Raw genomic sequence first — 15,138 nt, 5'->3', positions numbered from 1 at the left:
GCCAGGGGATGTTTGGGAATATTTTTCATCTGATCATCTACCCGACAGAACAATTCGGTGATAAACTCTATGGTAGTCATGCAGGTTACCTCCAAATGAGTGAAAAAGAGTTTTTGTTGATAATATTGGAGAGCCTGCATGGCTCTTTCAATTTAAAAAACTAGCACCAATAGTTATTAAAGATTTTATAAACAGATGGCCCTACCGGGATTGAGGAAGGTTGGGGATAGATACTTCCTGCTGGCTATCGCCAGGGCTGCAGAGAGGTTACTCCGTTGGGGTTCTGAAAGTTAGCCTGATGCGTAGGCCTTCTTTCCTCTCCTATACTAAAGGGAAGGAATTTTTGAGAATAACTCCTGGAGTTTCAAAACCCCTTCTTTCATTCGGGGCCCATACCAGGAGAGGAGTTTACCATCGATCAGATAAATTTGGCGCATCTTGACGGCGGATACTTCTGGGAAGGGTTGAAAATCCTCCAGGTCTACTTCGGAGAATTTATAAGGTTCATCAGGTAGCAAGATAACATCTGGATTTCTTTGGACCACCTCCTCTAAAGTTACTTTAAAATAGCGCTCTGCCTTATCTTTAAAAATATTCTGGCCCCCACAGAGGGTAATCAAGTTATCGATGTAGGTATCGGTATTGAAAGACATGTAGGGCATCTTCCAGATGGGACAAAATACTTTTATCAAAGAACTTCTCTGTACACGTTGTAAGGTTTGTTGATAGAGCCTCTCGATGGGTCGGAGGATCTTTTCTGCATTTTCCAAAGATCCGGTCAATTGGGCCAGGTTCCACATCATCTTGAGGCTTTGTGCTACCGTTCTTGGAAATGTCACATAGAAGATTATGCCGTGATCTTTTAGATATTCAGCGTCCTCTTTTCTGTTCTCTTCAGCATTCATAATCACCAGATCTGGACGCAGTTTAAGAATTTTTTCTCTACGAGGTTTCTTGGTGCCACCTACTTTTTCTTTTTGGGCTACTTCTTTTTCAGGCTCCGTACAATAGTCGGTAACTCCAACGATCCGATCTCCCACTCCAAAGGCAAACAGGATTTCTGTAATACTTGGAACCAGAGAAATGATTCTCTCGGGGGGTTTTTCTAAATAAACAAGCCTTCCCACATCGTCTGTAACCTCTAAAGGATAACCCATATATTTATAATATCGAGTGTTTTTACGGGTTCGTCTCTTCGGTATCTTTCTCGATTTCCATCAAAGAAGCCATCATACGTTGGATAATGATCCTGTCGTTTTCTTCAAGATCCGGGGCACTTTTCAGATAAGATCCCAGCGCCAACCATAGGATATTTTGCTCCATTTCTGTGAATTGTTCTAGGATCTTACAGAGTCTCTCATCACGTTCTTCCATACATGCTTCCCTTTCGCTGTCGTAGTTTGAGTTAAATACTAAAAGTTAAGTTTTATATTTCCAGGCTTAATGGATCAAACCTACTGTAAAGCCAGGTTCTATCCCGTCTATCCTCTAGAACCCTTATTAAGTTATCATTCCTTGTGGAAAAAGATTCATTTCTCAGGATAAAACTTTTATTGACAGAATTTTATATCTTGTATATACTGGGTAAAAGAATTGGTTTAAAATATCCTTATCTCTTATACCATTTTAAACCATATTACAATATAATACTTACGAAAATGAGATGGGAAGGATATTTTAAATTCCCTTATATCGATAGTCGAAAGAACTTGAATGAATTATGTTAACACGACGTGGACTTGCTATAGTGATTGCCCTGCTCCTTTTTATTTTCTTGTGGATTACTGTCTGGTTTTTCTTTTTTCGGCATAAAGAAAAAGTTTTAGAAGAGATTCGGGTCGATACACCTTCAGGTCAGTTAACGGTTTTTGCAGGTAAAGGGGAAGCCAATAAAGTAATTGGTACGGTGAATCAAGGAGAAAAGCTCCAGGTGTTAGAAAAATCCGATAACTGGTATAAGGTTCAACTTCCCAACGGCGAGGTGGGTTATATTAACAGTGCTCTTCTAAGGCGAACAAGTCCTACAGATGTAGCTAAATCTCAACCCGGGCAACCCAGTTCTCCCGGTCAAACCGGGCAACCGATATCTGGGGATGAAAAGGTCATTGGAGAAGCTTATGTAAACATCAGATCAGGACATCTGAATGTTCGGGAAGGTCGAGGAACTAATTCTAGAATCGTAGCCACCCTCCTAAAAGGTGAAAAAGTTCAGTTGTTGGAAGATGAAGAGTCTAAAAAAAACGCATCCAAAAATCAGGATCCTAAGGCTACCTGGTATAAAGTACGGCTTCCCAACGGAGTCGTTGGTTATGTACGGGGGGATTATCTTAAAACAACTCCTCCTTAAAAGCTAAGCCGGTGTGTTTTTGAAGTACCTTCCAGATTTAAGTAAAGCTTTATTTTCTTTTGGGGGATTTTCTACTTATCTTGTCTGCCGAAGGAAATTATATCTCCAGAGGATAAGGGTGCGGTCCTTATATAGGGGCAGATTTCAAACTCACTCCTACTTTATAAAATGTAGATTAATCTTATTTAGTTGAAAACGCTGTTTAAAAGCCTGACTGGCCTGAATCTCAACTTTTCCATTTTGGATCGTAAAAAAACAGACGGCTAAATTCCTGGCCTCAGCCCAGGGGAGTCCTTCTTTAGGTCCCATGACGTAAAGAGCTGTGGAAAGGATATCGGCGACCAGAGCCTGTTCGTGCCACACGGTTACGGAACCTGTGAAATCGGCGGGACGACCTGTGCGAGGATCCAGAATATGCCCGATGCGTCGTCCGTTTACGTAGGAGTCTCTCTCTGACCCGGCACTGGTGGACAAGGAGCCAGAGGTCATATTCAGGGTTAATAGGGGTTGATCTCGCTGTTGGGGATGGGCAAGGTCCACTTTCCAGGAAGTAGCTCTCGGCGGCTGACCGTACACCATTACCTGTCCTCCTAAATCAATCAACCAGGGAGTAGAGCCATGGGCCAGGGTATAACGGAAGACCCGATCCAGGGCTTCACCCTTACCGAAAGCACCGGTATCGAGGGTTACCTCCCGTTCTCGGGTAATCTGACATAGGGAGGGATCAAACCTGAGATAACCCATTCCGGACCGCTCCCGTGCCGCTTCCAAAACCTCTGGTCGAGGCCATTGTCCTCCTTTGTGAACTCCCCATGCTTCCAGAAGCGGCCCAATAGCCGGATCAAAGGTAGATCCGGTAGCCTGTTGCCAAAACACAAGCTCCGTAAAGAGGCGGCATAGGGATTTATCGACTACAAAGGGAACCTGCAAAGGCTGTCGATTTAAACGACTTAAAGTGCTATCCGGGCGCCAGGTGCTTAATTCTTGTTCGGTTTTTTCAAGGATATCCAGAAAAACCTCTAGTTGCTGGAGTCCACTTTGTCGGTGGGGGGAATAGGTGGTAAGTGTGCAAAGGGTTCCCATCAGATAAACCTGCCGTGTGACTTCCACCCAGTCAGGATCAACTAAAAAAGTTGATCCTATAATCGGAGAAACCAGAAACAGACCAAGGACTAAAAAAATAATAGCTTTTTTCATGATCGGGTAAGATTTTACTCCAGGGGGTTCTGGAATAGCTTTTTGCAATTATTCGGGAGTTGAAATAGATTTAGAAATCACCCTTCGTATAAGGCAATTTAACCGCTCATCCTATCTGTGACTCTCAAAAAGTTTATTCCTCGGAGATGCCAGGAAAAGGATCAATTTGGTAAAAAAGATACTACGCAACAGATCCCCCAGGGATCCCTATTCTTTCCCTTGAATGACCAAACGACGTACTCTGCGTTGCTTTATGCGCTTCATCCATGAGCGGAAAGTTATCATCTGATGGATCAGATAAGCACCGGCAAAAAGGACGCCGGTTCCCAGGTGCAGGACCAAAACAATTCGAGAACCGATTTCATCGGTAACTACCTGCAATAAATAACCCGAGATCACCATACAGGGGAAAGAAAAAAGGGCCAACCCTCCAGAGAACCGGTTCACCCGGGTGGTATTTAATTTCCTCAAAATATGAGATTTGGTAATCAGTCCCACCGCAAAGATCAATGCGGGAGCTACCAAAATATGGCTCTTTAACATGAAAGGCTGCCAGGGATGGTTAATCACCTGAAAGGGATCCTCGGTCTCCATGAGATACTTCATCCAGAAATAAACAATTCCCGTTATAGTCACCACTCCGGTCAGTACATGGAGTAACCGGGTTTCCCAGCGATTCATGGATGAATATCCCCTTGGAGAACCTGATGGATGGCAAGCACTCGCCGTACAGCTTGATTGGCTGCGATGGAGGTGAGTGTAGCCCCGGCCAGAGGATGAATGGCCCGCTGCAGGTTTAATTCTTCATCCAAGGATTTACCCTGATATTGCCTGTACCATTCTGGAGGAGCCTGATACTCCCGGGGTTCCATAAAGACAATGACTTCCACCCGCTTGACCCTCCCTTTTTCATCCAGGGAAATGAGCAAGCTCTCTTTCTTCGTTCTTACGGTGTGGGTATCCACATAGGCATAACCGATTAGGTTACCTTCTTTAAGGGCCAGATAACGGGCAATTAAGGCGTTCGGTACCTCTGTACCGGCCAGATTAGCTGCTTCTTTTCTTTGTTGTTCTGTGAGAAAAATCCTTTCAGCTTTAAACTCGGCACCCGGAAAAACCAAAGCCAGGGCCTCTTCCCGGCTGATCAGCTCTCCGGCCACTGAAGAAGGACTTACTCCCATAAAGACCAGGAGGAGTATCCCCCTTAGATTTCGGAAAAATGGCCGGTTTAGCCGAGAAGTTGGGGCCACATAGGTTTTAAGCATGGTTGGTTTTGTTTCAGCTTCCCTTTCCCCTTATCTCCTTCAATCTGGAAATTCTATTTCTTAATCTGTTCTGTGAGATAATTCTCCAACCCAATCTGCTGGATGGTCGCGAGCTGAGTTTCAATCCAATCGATGTGCTCTTCACTGCTTCTCAGGATTTTCTCGAGTTTATATCGGGTTGTGTTATCACTTACACTGGCACAATGGGCAATGGCGGTATTCAGTAAGGTAACCGAATCTTGTTCGAGTTTTAAATCCAAGTTGAGTTGTTCTAGAACCGTTTCACCCACACTGACGGTGCCCAGTCGTTGCATATTGGGAACACCTTCGAGATAAAGAATATGGTCGATGAGTTCTTCTGCATGTTTCATTTCTTCAATAGCTTCCTCACGATGTTTATGATAAAGCCGTTCATATCCCCAGTGTTTACACATCTGTGCATGGATAAAGTATTGATTGATCGCCGTCAATTCATTGGTTAAGGCATTATTTAGAAAGTTAATGACTCCCTCTTTTGCCTTCATAGTAGCCTCCTATCCTTAATGGGAAATAAAATGCCTTTGTTTCCTTGTGTTCCTAACTTTAGGCCTGGTCAGCAACTTCTGTCAAGTAGTTTCATCCGGGAGAAAAAGCTACTATTTCAGGCAATCAGGATCTTGAGTCGGGCAGGTAACGGCCATATTCCACGCACTGATGGCAAGACTTACAAAGGATTCTATATTCCGCATACATCGTCCACAGCAACTCTCGTCATCAATACCCAGTGCAGAAGCAATTTCGTCTGGAGTTACGATTCCAGATCGACCAAACTCTCGTACGCGTGATTCTGTAATCCCCTTGCATAAGCAAACAAACATACTTTTCTTTCTCCTCCAGATAAAGTTATGGGTCGAAGAATTTGGGATAGGATGAAGTGATATTGATAATTAATCTCATCTTTATGAGGTAAGATACTTAAAGGGTTAAGATCTTGTCAAGGAAATTTTACGTGTTTTTCGTCAACCAGGCGGGGAGATCCCGGTTTATGGTAAGATAGTAAAAAGGGTCATCATCCCCGCCTTGATATGATCATTAACATGGCAATGAAACATCCAGTTTCCCGGATCATCTGGGATTAAGTCTACCGTTTTAGTGGTAGCTGGGAACAATTCTATAACGTCCAGACGACTCCCCTGATGGAGAACGGTTACTCCATGCCAGTGGGGTGTATGTATATCTACTTCGGTTCCCATGGCAATGAGGTACCAGCGTACATGCTCTCCCATTCGCATTACGTAGCCGGTATTGTTGCCCCATAGAAGGCCGTTAATACTGTGCTTAAGATTACTTTCTTTAAAGTCTTCGTCATCCCGGTTACAGGGACCTTTAGTACACCTGGCAATATTTTCTTCCAGGTAGAGGCTCTCGTTCTCATCAAAGATAGTAAATAGGGAAACGAATTCCCGGTCTACATCGATGGGACTTCCATCGATTTTAGCACTTCCTTTCCGGGTGATGATGATAGGGCCGATTAGTCCACTATTACTATCTGCAGTTTCATGGGTGTGGCCGTGATAAACCCAAACGATGGAACTTGGGTCCATAGGACCAGGACCTGCACGTGGTAGAATTCTCCATATATAGGTGTGGGTTCCCCCAAATGGAGGAACTGCGTCATCGGCTTTGAGGATGGTTCCATCGGCATAGGGAGAACCCTCAGAATTTTTATCGTAGAACACCCCGTGGGGGTGAATACTGAGGGGGAAACGGGTATTGTTACGAAAGTGGACTTTAACGGTATCTCCCACCTCGGCCCGGATGATCGGCCCAAGGATGCCTAAGTGGGCTTCTTCAGGACTACGGGGTTTTAAGGCTGCAAAACCGGGTAGATACTCCCGATACACTGCCTTAAGGTAGATCCGACCAATACCTTTTTCCACAAAGGTTCGCTGCTCTTGATCAAATTCCTCTCCTGTCATCAGGTTTACGGGGAAGGATGGGGCGTAGTCCCACATCACTTCATCGGCTGCAATCCAATAGTGACGCTCTACGGCTGGGGCTGAAACGGCTAAGAACAGGACTTCCAACAGGATCATAACCCCTAAAAGTATCCCGTATTTTTTCATGGTTCCCTCCTTGTGGTTTCCGCGTAGATGGCTCTTTTTTCGAGTTAATAGTAAAGGATATTAAAAACTATATCCCAAGGCGATATTAAACTGGTCGATTCCACTTTCCGCTTCATTCCGGATCCATTGATAATCCGTTTTAATTACAATATTGTAAATAGGTCGAAACTCGACTCCCAAGGTATAAAAGGTCTGATCTTTACTGGGATCCCTTTCAAATCCGGCAGGTACTTCATCCTGGGTATTGAGCTTCTCAAATCGAAAATACGGAGTAAAGCCTCTGGTTCCGTCTTTATAACGGGTTAGTTGTAGCAGGTTATAACCGACTTGTAGGTAGCCACCCTGAAGGGTTTCACCGATGGATTCATTTCCTGTCAGTCCCAAGGCTTCGTTGAGCTCCGCCACCTCATCTATAAGGGCCCGGGCATATAGACCTCGGAAATCCAGGCCTCGCATCTGGAGTTGAACATGAACCTCTCCGAGGGTTGTAGTCACATCCAGATCCTTTCCGTTTACTGTGAATTGATCCTGACCCGATCTACCTCGATAAAGAGAGCCTCCGAAGAATAAACCCGGTGTCGGGGTAATATCCAGGCGTCCCACGAAGGCCAGATCTTTGGCCAAAGCCTCTGAGCCCCCTTGACGTCCTTCCCTCAGCCCACTGGAGCTAAAACCACTGGCATTCAATCCATTGATGAGGTAAGCCCGATAACTGAACATCCCTGCCGAGCCTACGATTCCAACTCCGTTCTCTCGCCAGGTTGTGGGGATAATCCGGGTTTCCGTCTCAGGTCTACGAGCCCCTAAGAACACGTTTGGTTCATGAAACTCATTAATTAAGCCTACCGGAAGAAGGACTAACCCCCCTCGTAAGCTAAGGTAATCACTGGCTGCATATTCCACATAGGCAAATTCCAATGAGACCTCCCCTTTCTCTTCGTCCCCCTCTCCGGTCGTGGCATGCTCAACTTCAATCTCCGAATTGAATACAAATCGGTCACTGAAACGATAGCCGGTATATAGAATAGCTCTCAAGAAGTCTAATCGTGGCTCTCTATTAACCTCGTTTCCACTTTCATCCTCATCTGCAAAATCCTGGAAGAGCAGCTCGCCATAACCGGCCAGAGAAACCCCCTGTTTTTTTCGATAAATGGAGGCTGCCGATGGACCCAGACCCAGGGATTTGGTTTTTTCCTCGGTGAGTTCCAGTTCTACCTCTCCACTGCGGAGCTTCTCAAGCTCGGTTGCCAGGATATCCACCTGACGACGTAATTCTTGAATCTCTTTAGCCATCTCTCCGTTCTTCTCCGGAGCTTGACGGGCTTCCTTTTCCTCTAATTGTTTTAACCTCTTTTCAAGTTCTTGTAGTCTGATCTGGAGATCTTCCTGTCCAAATACTGAAGAGATTCCCAAAAAATAAACCCAAAGTGCACAGATAATTCCGATCCACTGTTTTGTCCCTTGTTTCATTCTCCTGACTCCTTTTCTGAATCCTTAGCAGGTTAGTGAATTGATTTTAAAATTCATTTTCAATAACGGTTGAAAATTTTTTGAGACTATTTCGGGGAAACTTCGTACATACCCATCATACCTTCTTCCATGTGGGTTAGAAAATGGCAGTGATAGGCCCACTGACCGGGGACATCTTCCTTAAACTCAAAGGTAGCCGTTTCTCCGGGGAGGACGGAAACGGTATCCACCAATTTTCCATTATACTCCCAGCGGTGACCGTGAATATGAAAGGTATGGGGTTCATCCATGAGATTAATCAATCGGAACCGAACCAAGTCTCCGACCCGGCTTTTCAGCACCGGGGTATTTCCCATTCCTGCCTTTCCGTTGAAGGCTGAAAAGGGGTGATCGGTAAAACCGGTGATCTCAGGTTCCAGATCGGCATAAAAAAGGATAAAGTCCCGATCGGGTTTAACCTGTTCGTTTTTGGGATGGACGATAATGGCGCCATACATCCCTTTTCGGGTCGCCTCTATCCCTTTTTCAGAATGGTCGTGGTAAAACCAGGTTCCAGGCACGGCTTTCCATTCATACACAAACTCCCCTCCAGGAGGAACGGCTCCACTGGGAGTATGGGGATAAGTTCCATCATGCTGGAACTCGTATTGAACTCCGTGGGCATGAATGCTGTGAGGTTCTGAGAGCTCATTTTTGAATTTAACCCGAATGATCTCCCCTTCGATTGCTTCAATGGTAGGACCCGGAATACTCCCATTGAAAGTCAACGCTTTATAGGTGTATCCCGGTGCGACTTCCCATTCCACCTCCCGGCTGATCAGGGTATACTCCCTCACCGGAAGGGCCTGGCTGGTCGATCCCAGATGGAAATCGGGTTTCCATCCTGAAGGCAGAACCCAGAAAGCGCCCGCCATAGCCAGTAAAATTGAACTCATTAAGAGTCGTTTTACAAGACTCCTACGTACTTTCTCCATAAACTTCTTCTCCTTTAAGGAACCGATCATACCTGATTCTGAGATTCCAGGAGTCGTTTCCGCATGTAGAGAGGGGTTTCCAACCCGCCCCTACCAGACCTTTCAAAAATTTGCCATAAAGGTTTATGACCGGTTACTGGTTTTTCAGGTTTCAGGAAATAGGAAAGAAAATGATTTTGATAAGCATTATCAATTTCAAGATTGGTCAATAAAAAAATCTCTGTCAAGAAAAATTTTTAAAGAATTTTTAGAAAATTTATAACTTCTTTATTTAGCGATACTTCCTTTCTGAAAACCTTTCCTCAGAGCAGCAAAATCCTCCTTTCTCCAAACCGGATCCTTCTCCTATCCCGGCTGAAGGGGAAGGGGTTTACAGAATTATTTTTCCTATTTTATATTCTCTGATAGTTAATTTGTAATTTGAGAGTTAGGGAGAGAAGATAAAACAGAGAAGGTGTAATAGGTTCTTTCCTGGAAGCTAGAGAAAACCCTTTGATACCTGGACTTTACGAAGCCGTTTTATAGGTAAACGGTCGGCCCATCACGCTAAGATTTTTAAGGTCGTTTTCTTGGGAGCGTAAGCGTAGAAAAGGATTTCAAACCTACCCCTTATCGGACCGTTCTTATAATTTTTTGAGGTTCAGCCGTCAGAGGGCATTCAGGTTATGGGAAAAAGAAAATATAAAATCCTCTACGTAGATGATGAACTCCAGAATTTGATCGTCTTCCAAGAGACCTTCCGGAAGGAATATCAAGTATTTACAGCTACCTCTGGAGAGGAAGGATTAAACATCCTACGAAGAGAGAAAGACATTCCTCTGATTATCACCGACCAGAGGATGCCTCATATGACCGGAATTCAGCTTCTCGAGAAAACTATCCCAGAGTTCCCGGATATAATTCGAATGATCCTTACGGGATTTACAGATATCGAGGCCTTAATTGAGGCCATCAATACCGGTCAGGTCTATCGATATATTACCAAACCCTGGGATGAGCGGGAACTGCGGGTCACCATTAAGCGGGGTTTGGAGACTTATGAAATAAGCCAACAAAACAAGAGATTACTTAAAGAACTTGAAATCAAAAACCAGGAGCTGGAAAAGAAGGTTGCCGAGCTCAAGGCAGCTCTTAAGAAAATAGAATTATTGGAAAGTATCGAAGGGCTGATGGGCAAGTTTGTCCCGGAATCTGTGAAACAGATCCTTCGATCCTATTCAGATAGCGCAGCCTTGAAGAAGATCGCTCTGGAAAAGCAGGAGAAAGATGTATCTATCCTCTTTCTGGATATTGAAGGCTATACTAAAATGAGTCAGAGACTGGATCAAATTCAGGTGAATCATCTGGTTGAAAGATACTTCTCCAGTTTTGTAGATGATATTTATGAAAATGGGGGAGATATCGTCGAAACTGCCGGAGATGGCCTAATGATCCTCTTTCAAGATGATAATACTATTAAACATACCATAGCTGCTGTGAGGACCGCTCTGGCCATTACAAGCAAAGTTCATAAAATAAATGAGGAATTAAAAAACGACTATGAACCTATTTTAATCAATATCGGGATCAACTCTGGAGTTGCTTTTGTAGGCTCAACCAAATTTCAGGGAATTGCCGGAACCCGCTGGGCCTATACCGCCGTGGGTCCTACTACGATCTTAGCAGCCAGACTTGGAGCCTGTGCAAGGGGCGGGACTATCTTAATCAGTAGAGAGACGGCCGAGCGCGTTAAGACGCTGTTTAAACTTGAAGAGATGGGACCCCAATCCCTTAAAAATATCTCGGAAGCTGTTCCGGTTTATAAAGTTGTAGAGACCTTAATCCCTTAAAGGAGGCCAATTTCTGTCTCTCCGGTTAAGAAAGTGGTCTTAAAAACAAAGATTGTTTTAAATTAAGTGTATACTCTTGGAGAGCCTGGGATATATATTTTTGCTCTTTTATTTAACCCCAACCGGTAATTTTAACTATGTCAAAACCCAAACTTGTCGATTTAACCCATCCTATTAAACCCAATCACTGGCGTTGGCCCGTAGAATTTAAAAGAATTCGGAACTATGAAGAAGGTTTTCCTTTTCTAATCCACAGGATAACCTTGAGTGGTCATAGTTTTACCCATGTGGATGCTCCCAGTCATTTTATTCCAGGTGGTAAGTCGTTTTCTCAACTTCCCTTAGATCAGTGGTTTGGAGAGGCTGTAATCGTAGATTTAACCCATTGTCAGGCTAATGATCCCATTCGGGTGGAAGATTTGGAGAGTCGGGGACAGCATATACGCCAGGGAGACATCGTGCTGTTACGAACAGACTGGCCTCTCAAGCGTTCTATAGAAACCCGGGAATTTTGGACAGAGGCTCCTTATACCACTCGAGAAGCCTGTCGGTGGCTGGTACAGAAAAGGGTTAAAACCGTAGGGTACGATTATCCTCCCGATTACTCCATTCGATACATGATCACAGAACCTGACCGCCCCATCAGTCGAGAAGAGTGCACCACACACGATGTTTTCTTTAAGGAGGGGATTTGTGTAATCGAGTATTTAACCAACCTTCATCTTTTGAAAAAAGATCGTGTTTTTTTATATGTTTTTCCCCTTCTTTTAGAAGGGGGAGATGGCAGCCCGGTACGCGCAGTTGCTGCAGAACCTATCGACTGAATCTATTTTACTGTACGATGACTGTCCCTTTCATAAAGGGGTGAATGGAACAATGATAAGGGTAAGTTCCTCTGCGCTTGGCTATCGCTTGTTTAGATTTACCAGGGCGTATGGTGCCTGAATCAAAAAGTCCTTGGTCACTGGTTACGGTATGGGGAACTCCATCATTGTTTATGGCCCTGACGGTATCATTGAGATTGACGACCAGAGTTTGCGGATTGAAGGCAAAGTTTTGAATGGTGATCGTCTGGACGACCCCGGCTCTTGGGGTCACTTTCACATCAAAGTCAATGGCGGGAATCCTCATCGCCCCAACAGGAGCTATCAAAAGTAAAATAACAGGAATCAAAACGAGCCAGGCAGAAAAACGACGCATAGAACTCACTGAGGGTACCGAGTGATGAATGATAACGAATAAGATTTATCCCTCATGACTCAGCACCCAGGACCCATGGTTTGTTGTTAAGATAAAACCCGCCTCAATTTAACCAACGTTTTGGTCAATTGGGAAGGGTCCAATACCAACTTCAAGGTTTTAAGAAGTCGCTTAGGGGTTAGATAAAAGCTAAAAAAAGCTAGCTTTTTCAGTATTTTTAGGGCTAAAGGAGAGGCGGTAACCGATTTTTTATAAACGGACGTACTATAATAGTCAAACTCTCCAAGATCCTTCTCTATCAACTCCTTGGTTCTATCATAAAGATAGGTCATTGGAAGGGGAGTTGTGATACTAAAAGTTGCGTCGTGGATATCCAATTTTCTGGCGAAATTAATGGTTTGTAGAGCGTCGTAGATTCCTTCGGTGGGGGCTCCCAACATAAAATAACCCTGGACTTTGATTCCCAGTTTGTTAGCGATTCGAACGCTTTCTTTAACCTGTTCTACGGTTATTTTTTTATCATAAATCTCATCCAGGGTCTTCTGGGAATGGGATTCTATGCCAATATTAATTTTTCGGAGTCCGGCCTCATAGAGATCGGTCAACAGATCCTCCGGGATAAGATCTGCCCGCACGTTGGTTTCCCAAACCAGATCCACTTTTCGGTTAATCATTTCCCGGGCCACGCTTTTAGCCCACTTCTTATCGATAATGAAAGTATCATCCTGGAAGGCAAAGGCTGTGATTTTATAGCGATCTTTCAGCGTTTCGATTTCATCTACAATATTAGCAGGAGATCGCTTGCGGATCTTTTTTCCAAAAATAGCATTCAGCGTGGGCTGGCAATAGGTGCATTTGAAGGGACATCCCCGTGAAGCGCAGAGGGAAGTTCCCCGAAGTCCTATCTGAACCGAATCCATAAGGAACCAGTGCGCAAAATAGGTCTCCATGGGTACCAGATCCCAGGCCGGAAAAGGTAGTTTATCCAGATCCCAGATATTCTCCCGCTCTGGATTTTTAATGATCTGGTCTCCATCCCGATACCATACGCCGGGAATCCCTTTAAAATTTCCATCATTTTTTACCACGTCGACCAGGACCATCTCCCCTTCACCGATACAAATTGCATCGATATGCTTATTTTCCAGGGTATGGTCGGGCATAACCGTTGGGTGAGGTCCTCCCATTATAATCTTTGTTCGAGGAAATTTAGCCTTGATATAAGCCGCTATATCAAACGCGTCATACATCATAAACGTCATCAATGAAATACCGACCAGATCATAGGGACCTTTCTCAGACAGGTAAGTGCAAAAGGTTTCCTGGTTCCTAAAGAAGGTTGAGTCGAGAATATCCACCGGACATCCCACTTCCTGCCTCAAAGAAGACGCCACATACATGACTCCTAACGGAGGGTCCCCGGAGGGATATTTAAATCTTGGGAAAATAAGGCCAACGCGCATAACCCCTGAGGTCAGAAACTAAAAGTCAGAGACCTATTTTATAGCTATAGGCTTCAGCTCTCTAGTTTCTGGCTTCCTTTTCCCCTACACAAAGCAAGGAAATGCCAAACGGGATATTGACATTTTTCAGCACGAGAGGTTCAATTTTGAGCACCTGGGTACAAATCTTATTAAAGAAAGGGGAAATCTCAATATGAGTAGTTTTGAAAAGATTTTGAAGGCCTAACATTTTTTTAAGACCCCACAGAACCAGTACAGGAAAAAAGATAAGGGCATGGTAATGGGTCAATTTTTTAACTTTAAACCCTGCTTGCTGGACTTTATTTTTCAATTCTTGAAAGGTATATCGGCGTTTATGTCCGACGGCTTCGTCATGCTCACTCCAGAGAAAAGGATAGGCGGAAGTGGTGATATAAACTCTACCCCCCACCCTCAGGACCCGGTAACATTCTTTAAGCATTGCCTCATCGCGCTCTACATGCTCAATCACGTCAATAGCCGTGATGATATCAAAGGTATTCCCTTGAAAAGGAATCGTCAACCCGTCTGATTGACATACAAATTGTGTTAATTTTCGCTTTTTACAAAACTGAAGAGCCTCTTGGGAAATATCCAACCCCCAAACTGAGCCATAACGTTGTAGAAGTAATGGAATAATGCCGGTTCCGCATCCCACATCTAGAATTCTGGGTAATCGGTCCATTCCTTCCCCAGGGTCTTCAAAGCTGTTAAGGACGGTTTCGAGGATTTTTCTTTTAATAACAAACCACCAGTTCTGTTCCTCGAATCGATACATGAGTTCATATTCCTCGCGATTCATCGGTTACTCCAAACTGCATGTTTTATGCCAGGTTCAGGGAAGATCTAAAATCAGCAGAGGTAACCTGGTTGATTACTCTACAAAATAGACACTTCATTCAATGGGTAGACGTTACAATTCAATCCCCTTTAGTGATTTCTCAGGATCTCCTTAACGGCCTCAAGTAGAGATTTAAGATCCCTCGCCGGTTGAGATTAGCCCCATAAATCAAACCCTCACCCTTTTAAAGTTCAGAATTTGGGTTTATAATATATTACATCCGACGATTTTATTTCAGGAGTTAGATCCATTTAGTTTCATCCCTGGAAGATTTGGGAAAAAAGAAGGTTTATAACCTATGTCCACCCTTACAGAGCTTTTAGAATCTTTTCCCCCGGAGCTTCGGGTGCCAATGGCCCGGCTGGTGGATGCGCTTAAAGAAGAGCTACAGGTTACCAAGACTGACTTTATCGAACTCAGAGCTGTGGT

The 15,138-nt window shown here is 44.2% G+C and carries 16 protein-coding genes; 3 read left to right on the top strand and 13 right to left on the bottom strand.

What is annotated here, in order from left to right:
- Nucleotides 1-326: 326 nt before the first annotated feature.
- The gene (locus VNM22_00080) at nucleotides 327-1,157 is read right to left on the bottom strand and encodes a cobalamin-binding protein (GenBank protein HWP45531.1); all 831 of its coding nucleotides are present in this window, start codon (nucleotides 1,155-1,157) and stop codon (nucleotides 327-329) included.
- A gap of 22 nt (nucleotides 1,158-1,179) precedes the next feature.
- A complete protein-coding gene (locus VNM22_00075; GenBank protein ID HWP45530.1) occupies nucleotides 1,180-1,374 on the bottom strand; it encodes a hypothetical protein in 195 nt (64 codons plus the stop codon).
- A 346-nt stretch (nucleotides 1,375-1,720) separates the two neighbouring features.
- Between VNM22_00075 and VNM22_00070 the strand changes: the two genes are divergently transcribed.
- The gene (locus tag VNM22_00070; protein ID HWP45529.1) at nucleotides 1,721-2,347 is read left to right on the top strand and encodes an SH3 domain-containing protein; all 627 of its coding nucleotides are present in this window, start codon (nucleotides 1,721-1,723) and stop codon (nucleotides 2,345-2,347) included.
- A 156-nt stretch (nucleotides 2,348-2,503) separates the two neighbouring features.
- Here VNM22_00070 and VNM22_00065 read toward each other — a convergent pair whose 3' ends face one another.
- From VNM22_00065 to VNM22_00030, 8 genes are all read right to left on the bottom strand, one after another.
- The gene (locus VNM22_00065) at nucleotides 2,504-3,544 is read right to left on the bottom strand and encodes an FAD:protein FMN transferase (protein HWP45528.1); all 1,041 of its coding nucleotides are present in this window, start codon (nucleotides 3,542-3,544) and stop codon (nucleotides 2,504-2,506) included.
- A gap of 207 nt (nucleotides 3,545-3,751) precedes the next feature.
- Nucleotides 3,752-4,225, bottom strand: coding sequence for a hypothetical protein (locus VNM22_00060; GenBank protein HWP45527.1), 474 nt, complete (start codon nucleotides 4,223-4,225; stop codon nucleotides 3,752-3,754).
- Nucleotides 4,222-4,809, bottom strand: a complete 588-nt coding sequence (locus tag VNM22_00055) for an FMN-binding protein (protein HWP45526.1) — start codon at nucleotides 4,807-4,809, stop codon at nucleotides 4,222-4,224. Before VNM22_00055 ends, VNM22_00060 begins: the two co-directional genes overlap by 4 nt.
- 53 nt (nucleotides 4,810-4,862) lie before the next feature.
- Nucleotides 4,863-5,333 (bottom strand): bacterioferritin, encoded by a 471-nt coding sequence (gene bfr / locus VNM22_00050; GenBank protein ID HWP45525.1) that lies wholly within the window; start codon nucleotides 5,331-5,333, stop codon nucleotides 4,863-4,865.
- Nucleotides 5,334-5,444: 111 nt separating this feature from the next.
- A complete protein-coding gene (locus tag VNM22_00045; protein HWP45524.1) occupies nucleotides 5,445-5,666 on the bottom strand; it encodes a (2Fe-2S)-binding protein in 222 nt (73 codons plus the stop codon).
- Nucleotides 5,667-5,831: 165 nt separating this feature from the next.
- Entirely contained in the window at nucleotides 5,832-6,914 is a 1,083-nt protein-coding gene (locus tag VNM22_00040) for a multicopper oxidase domain-containing protein (protein ID HWP45523.1), read from the bottom strand.
- A 60-nt stretch (nucleotides 6,915-6,974) separates the two neighbouring features.
- Nucleotides 6,975-8,384 (bottom strand): hypothetical protein, encoded by a 1,410-nt coding sequence (locus tag VNM22_00035; protein HWP45522.1) that lies wholly within the window; start codon nucleotides 8,382-8,384, stop codon nucleotides 6,975-6,977.
- Between the two features lie 86 nt (nucleotides 8,385-8,470).
- Nucleotides 8,471-9,358 (bottom strand): multicopper oxidase domain-containing protein, encoded by an 888-nt coding sequence (locus tag VNM22_00030; GenBank protein HWP45521.1) that lies wholly within the window; start codon nucleotides 9,356-9,358, stop codon nucleotides 8,471-8,473.
- Nucleotides 9,359-10,023: 665 nt separating this feature from the next.
- Here VNM22_00030 and VNM22_00025 point away from each other — a divergent pair.
- Both VNM22_00025 and VNM22_00020 read left to right on the top strand, forming a co-directional pair.
- A complete protein-coding gene (locus VNM22_00025) occupies nucleotides 10,024-11,187 on the top strand; it encodes an adenylate/guanylate cyclase domain-containing protein (GenBank protein ID HWP45520.1) in 1,164 nt (387 codons plus the stop codon).
- 137 nt (nucleotides 11,188-11,324) lie between these two features.
- Entirely contained in the window at nucleotides 11,325-12,011 is a 687-nt protein-coding gene (locus tag VNM22_00020; protein HWP45519.1) for a cyclase family protein, read from the top strand.
- Nucleotides 12,012-12,018: 7 nt separating this feature from the next.
- Here the strand turns inward: VNM22_00020 and VNM22_00015 are convergent, their stop codons facing one another.
- The 3 genes from VNM22_00015 to VNM22_00005 all read right to left on the bottom strand — a co-directional run bounded on the left by VNM22_00015 (nucleotide 12,019) and on the right by VNM22_00005 (nucleotide 14,670).
- Nucleotides 12,019-12,387: a cupredoxin domain-containing protein gene (locus VNM22_00015; protein ID HWP45518.1), complete on the bottom strand. Its 369-nt coding sequence runs from the start codon at nucleotides 12,385-12,387 to the stop codon at nucleotides 12,019-12,021.
- An 86-nt stretch (nucleotides 12,388-12,473) separates the two neighbouring features.
- A complete protein-coding gene (locus VNM22_00010) occupies nucleotides 12,474-13,850 on the bottom strand; it encodes a radical SAM protein (GenBank protein HWP45517.1) in 1,377 nt (458 codons plus the stop codon).
- Between the two features lie 61 nt (nucleotides 13,851-13,911).
- Nucleotides 13,912-14,670 carry a class I SAM-dependent methyltransferase gene (locus VNM22_00005; GenBank protein HWP45516.1) on the bottom strand — a complete coding sequence of 253 codons (759 nt, stop codon included), beginning with the start codon at nucleotides 14,668-14,670 and terminating at the stop codon, nucleotides 13,912-13,914.
- Nucleotides 14,671-15,138 lie beyond the last annotated feature (468 nt).

The organism is Candidatus Limnocylindrales bacterium (assembly GCA_035559535.1).
Classification (GTDB): domain Bacteria; phylum Moduliflexota; class Moduliflexia; order Moduliflexales; family JAUQPW01; genus JAUQPW01.
Note: the sequence above shows the minus strand (reverse complement) of the source record. Positions and strands in the feature narration are given on the sequence as shown.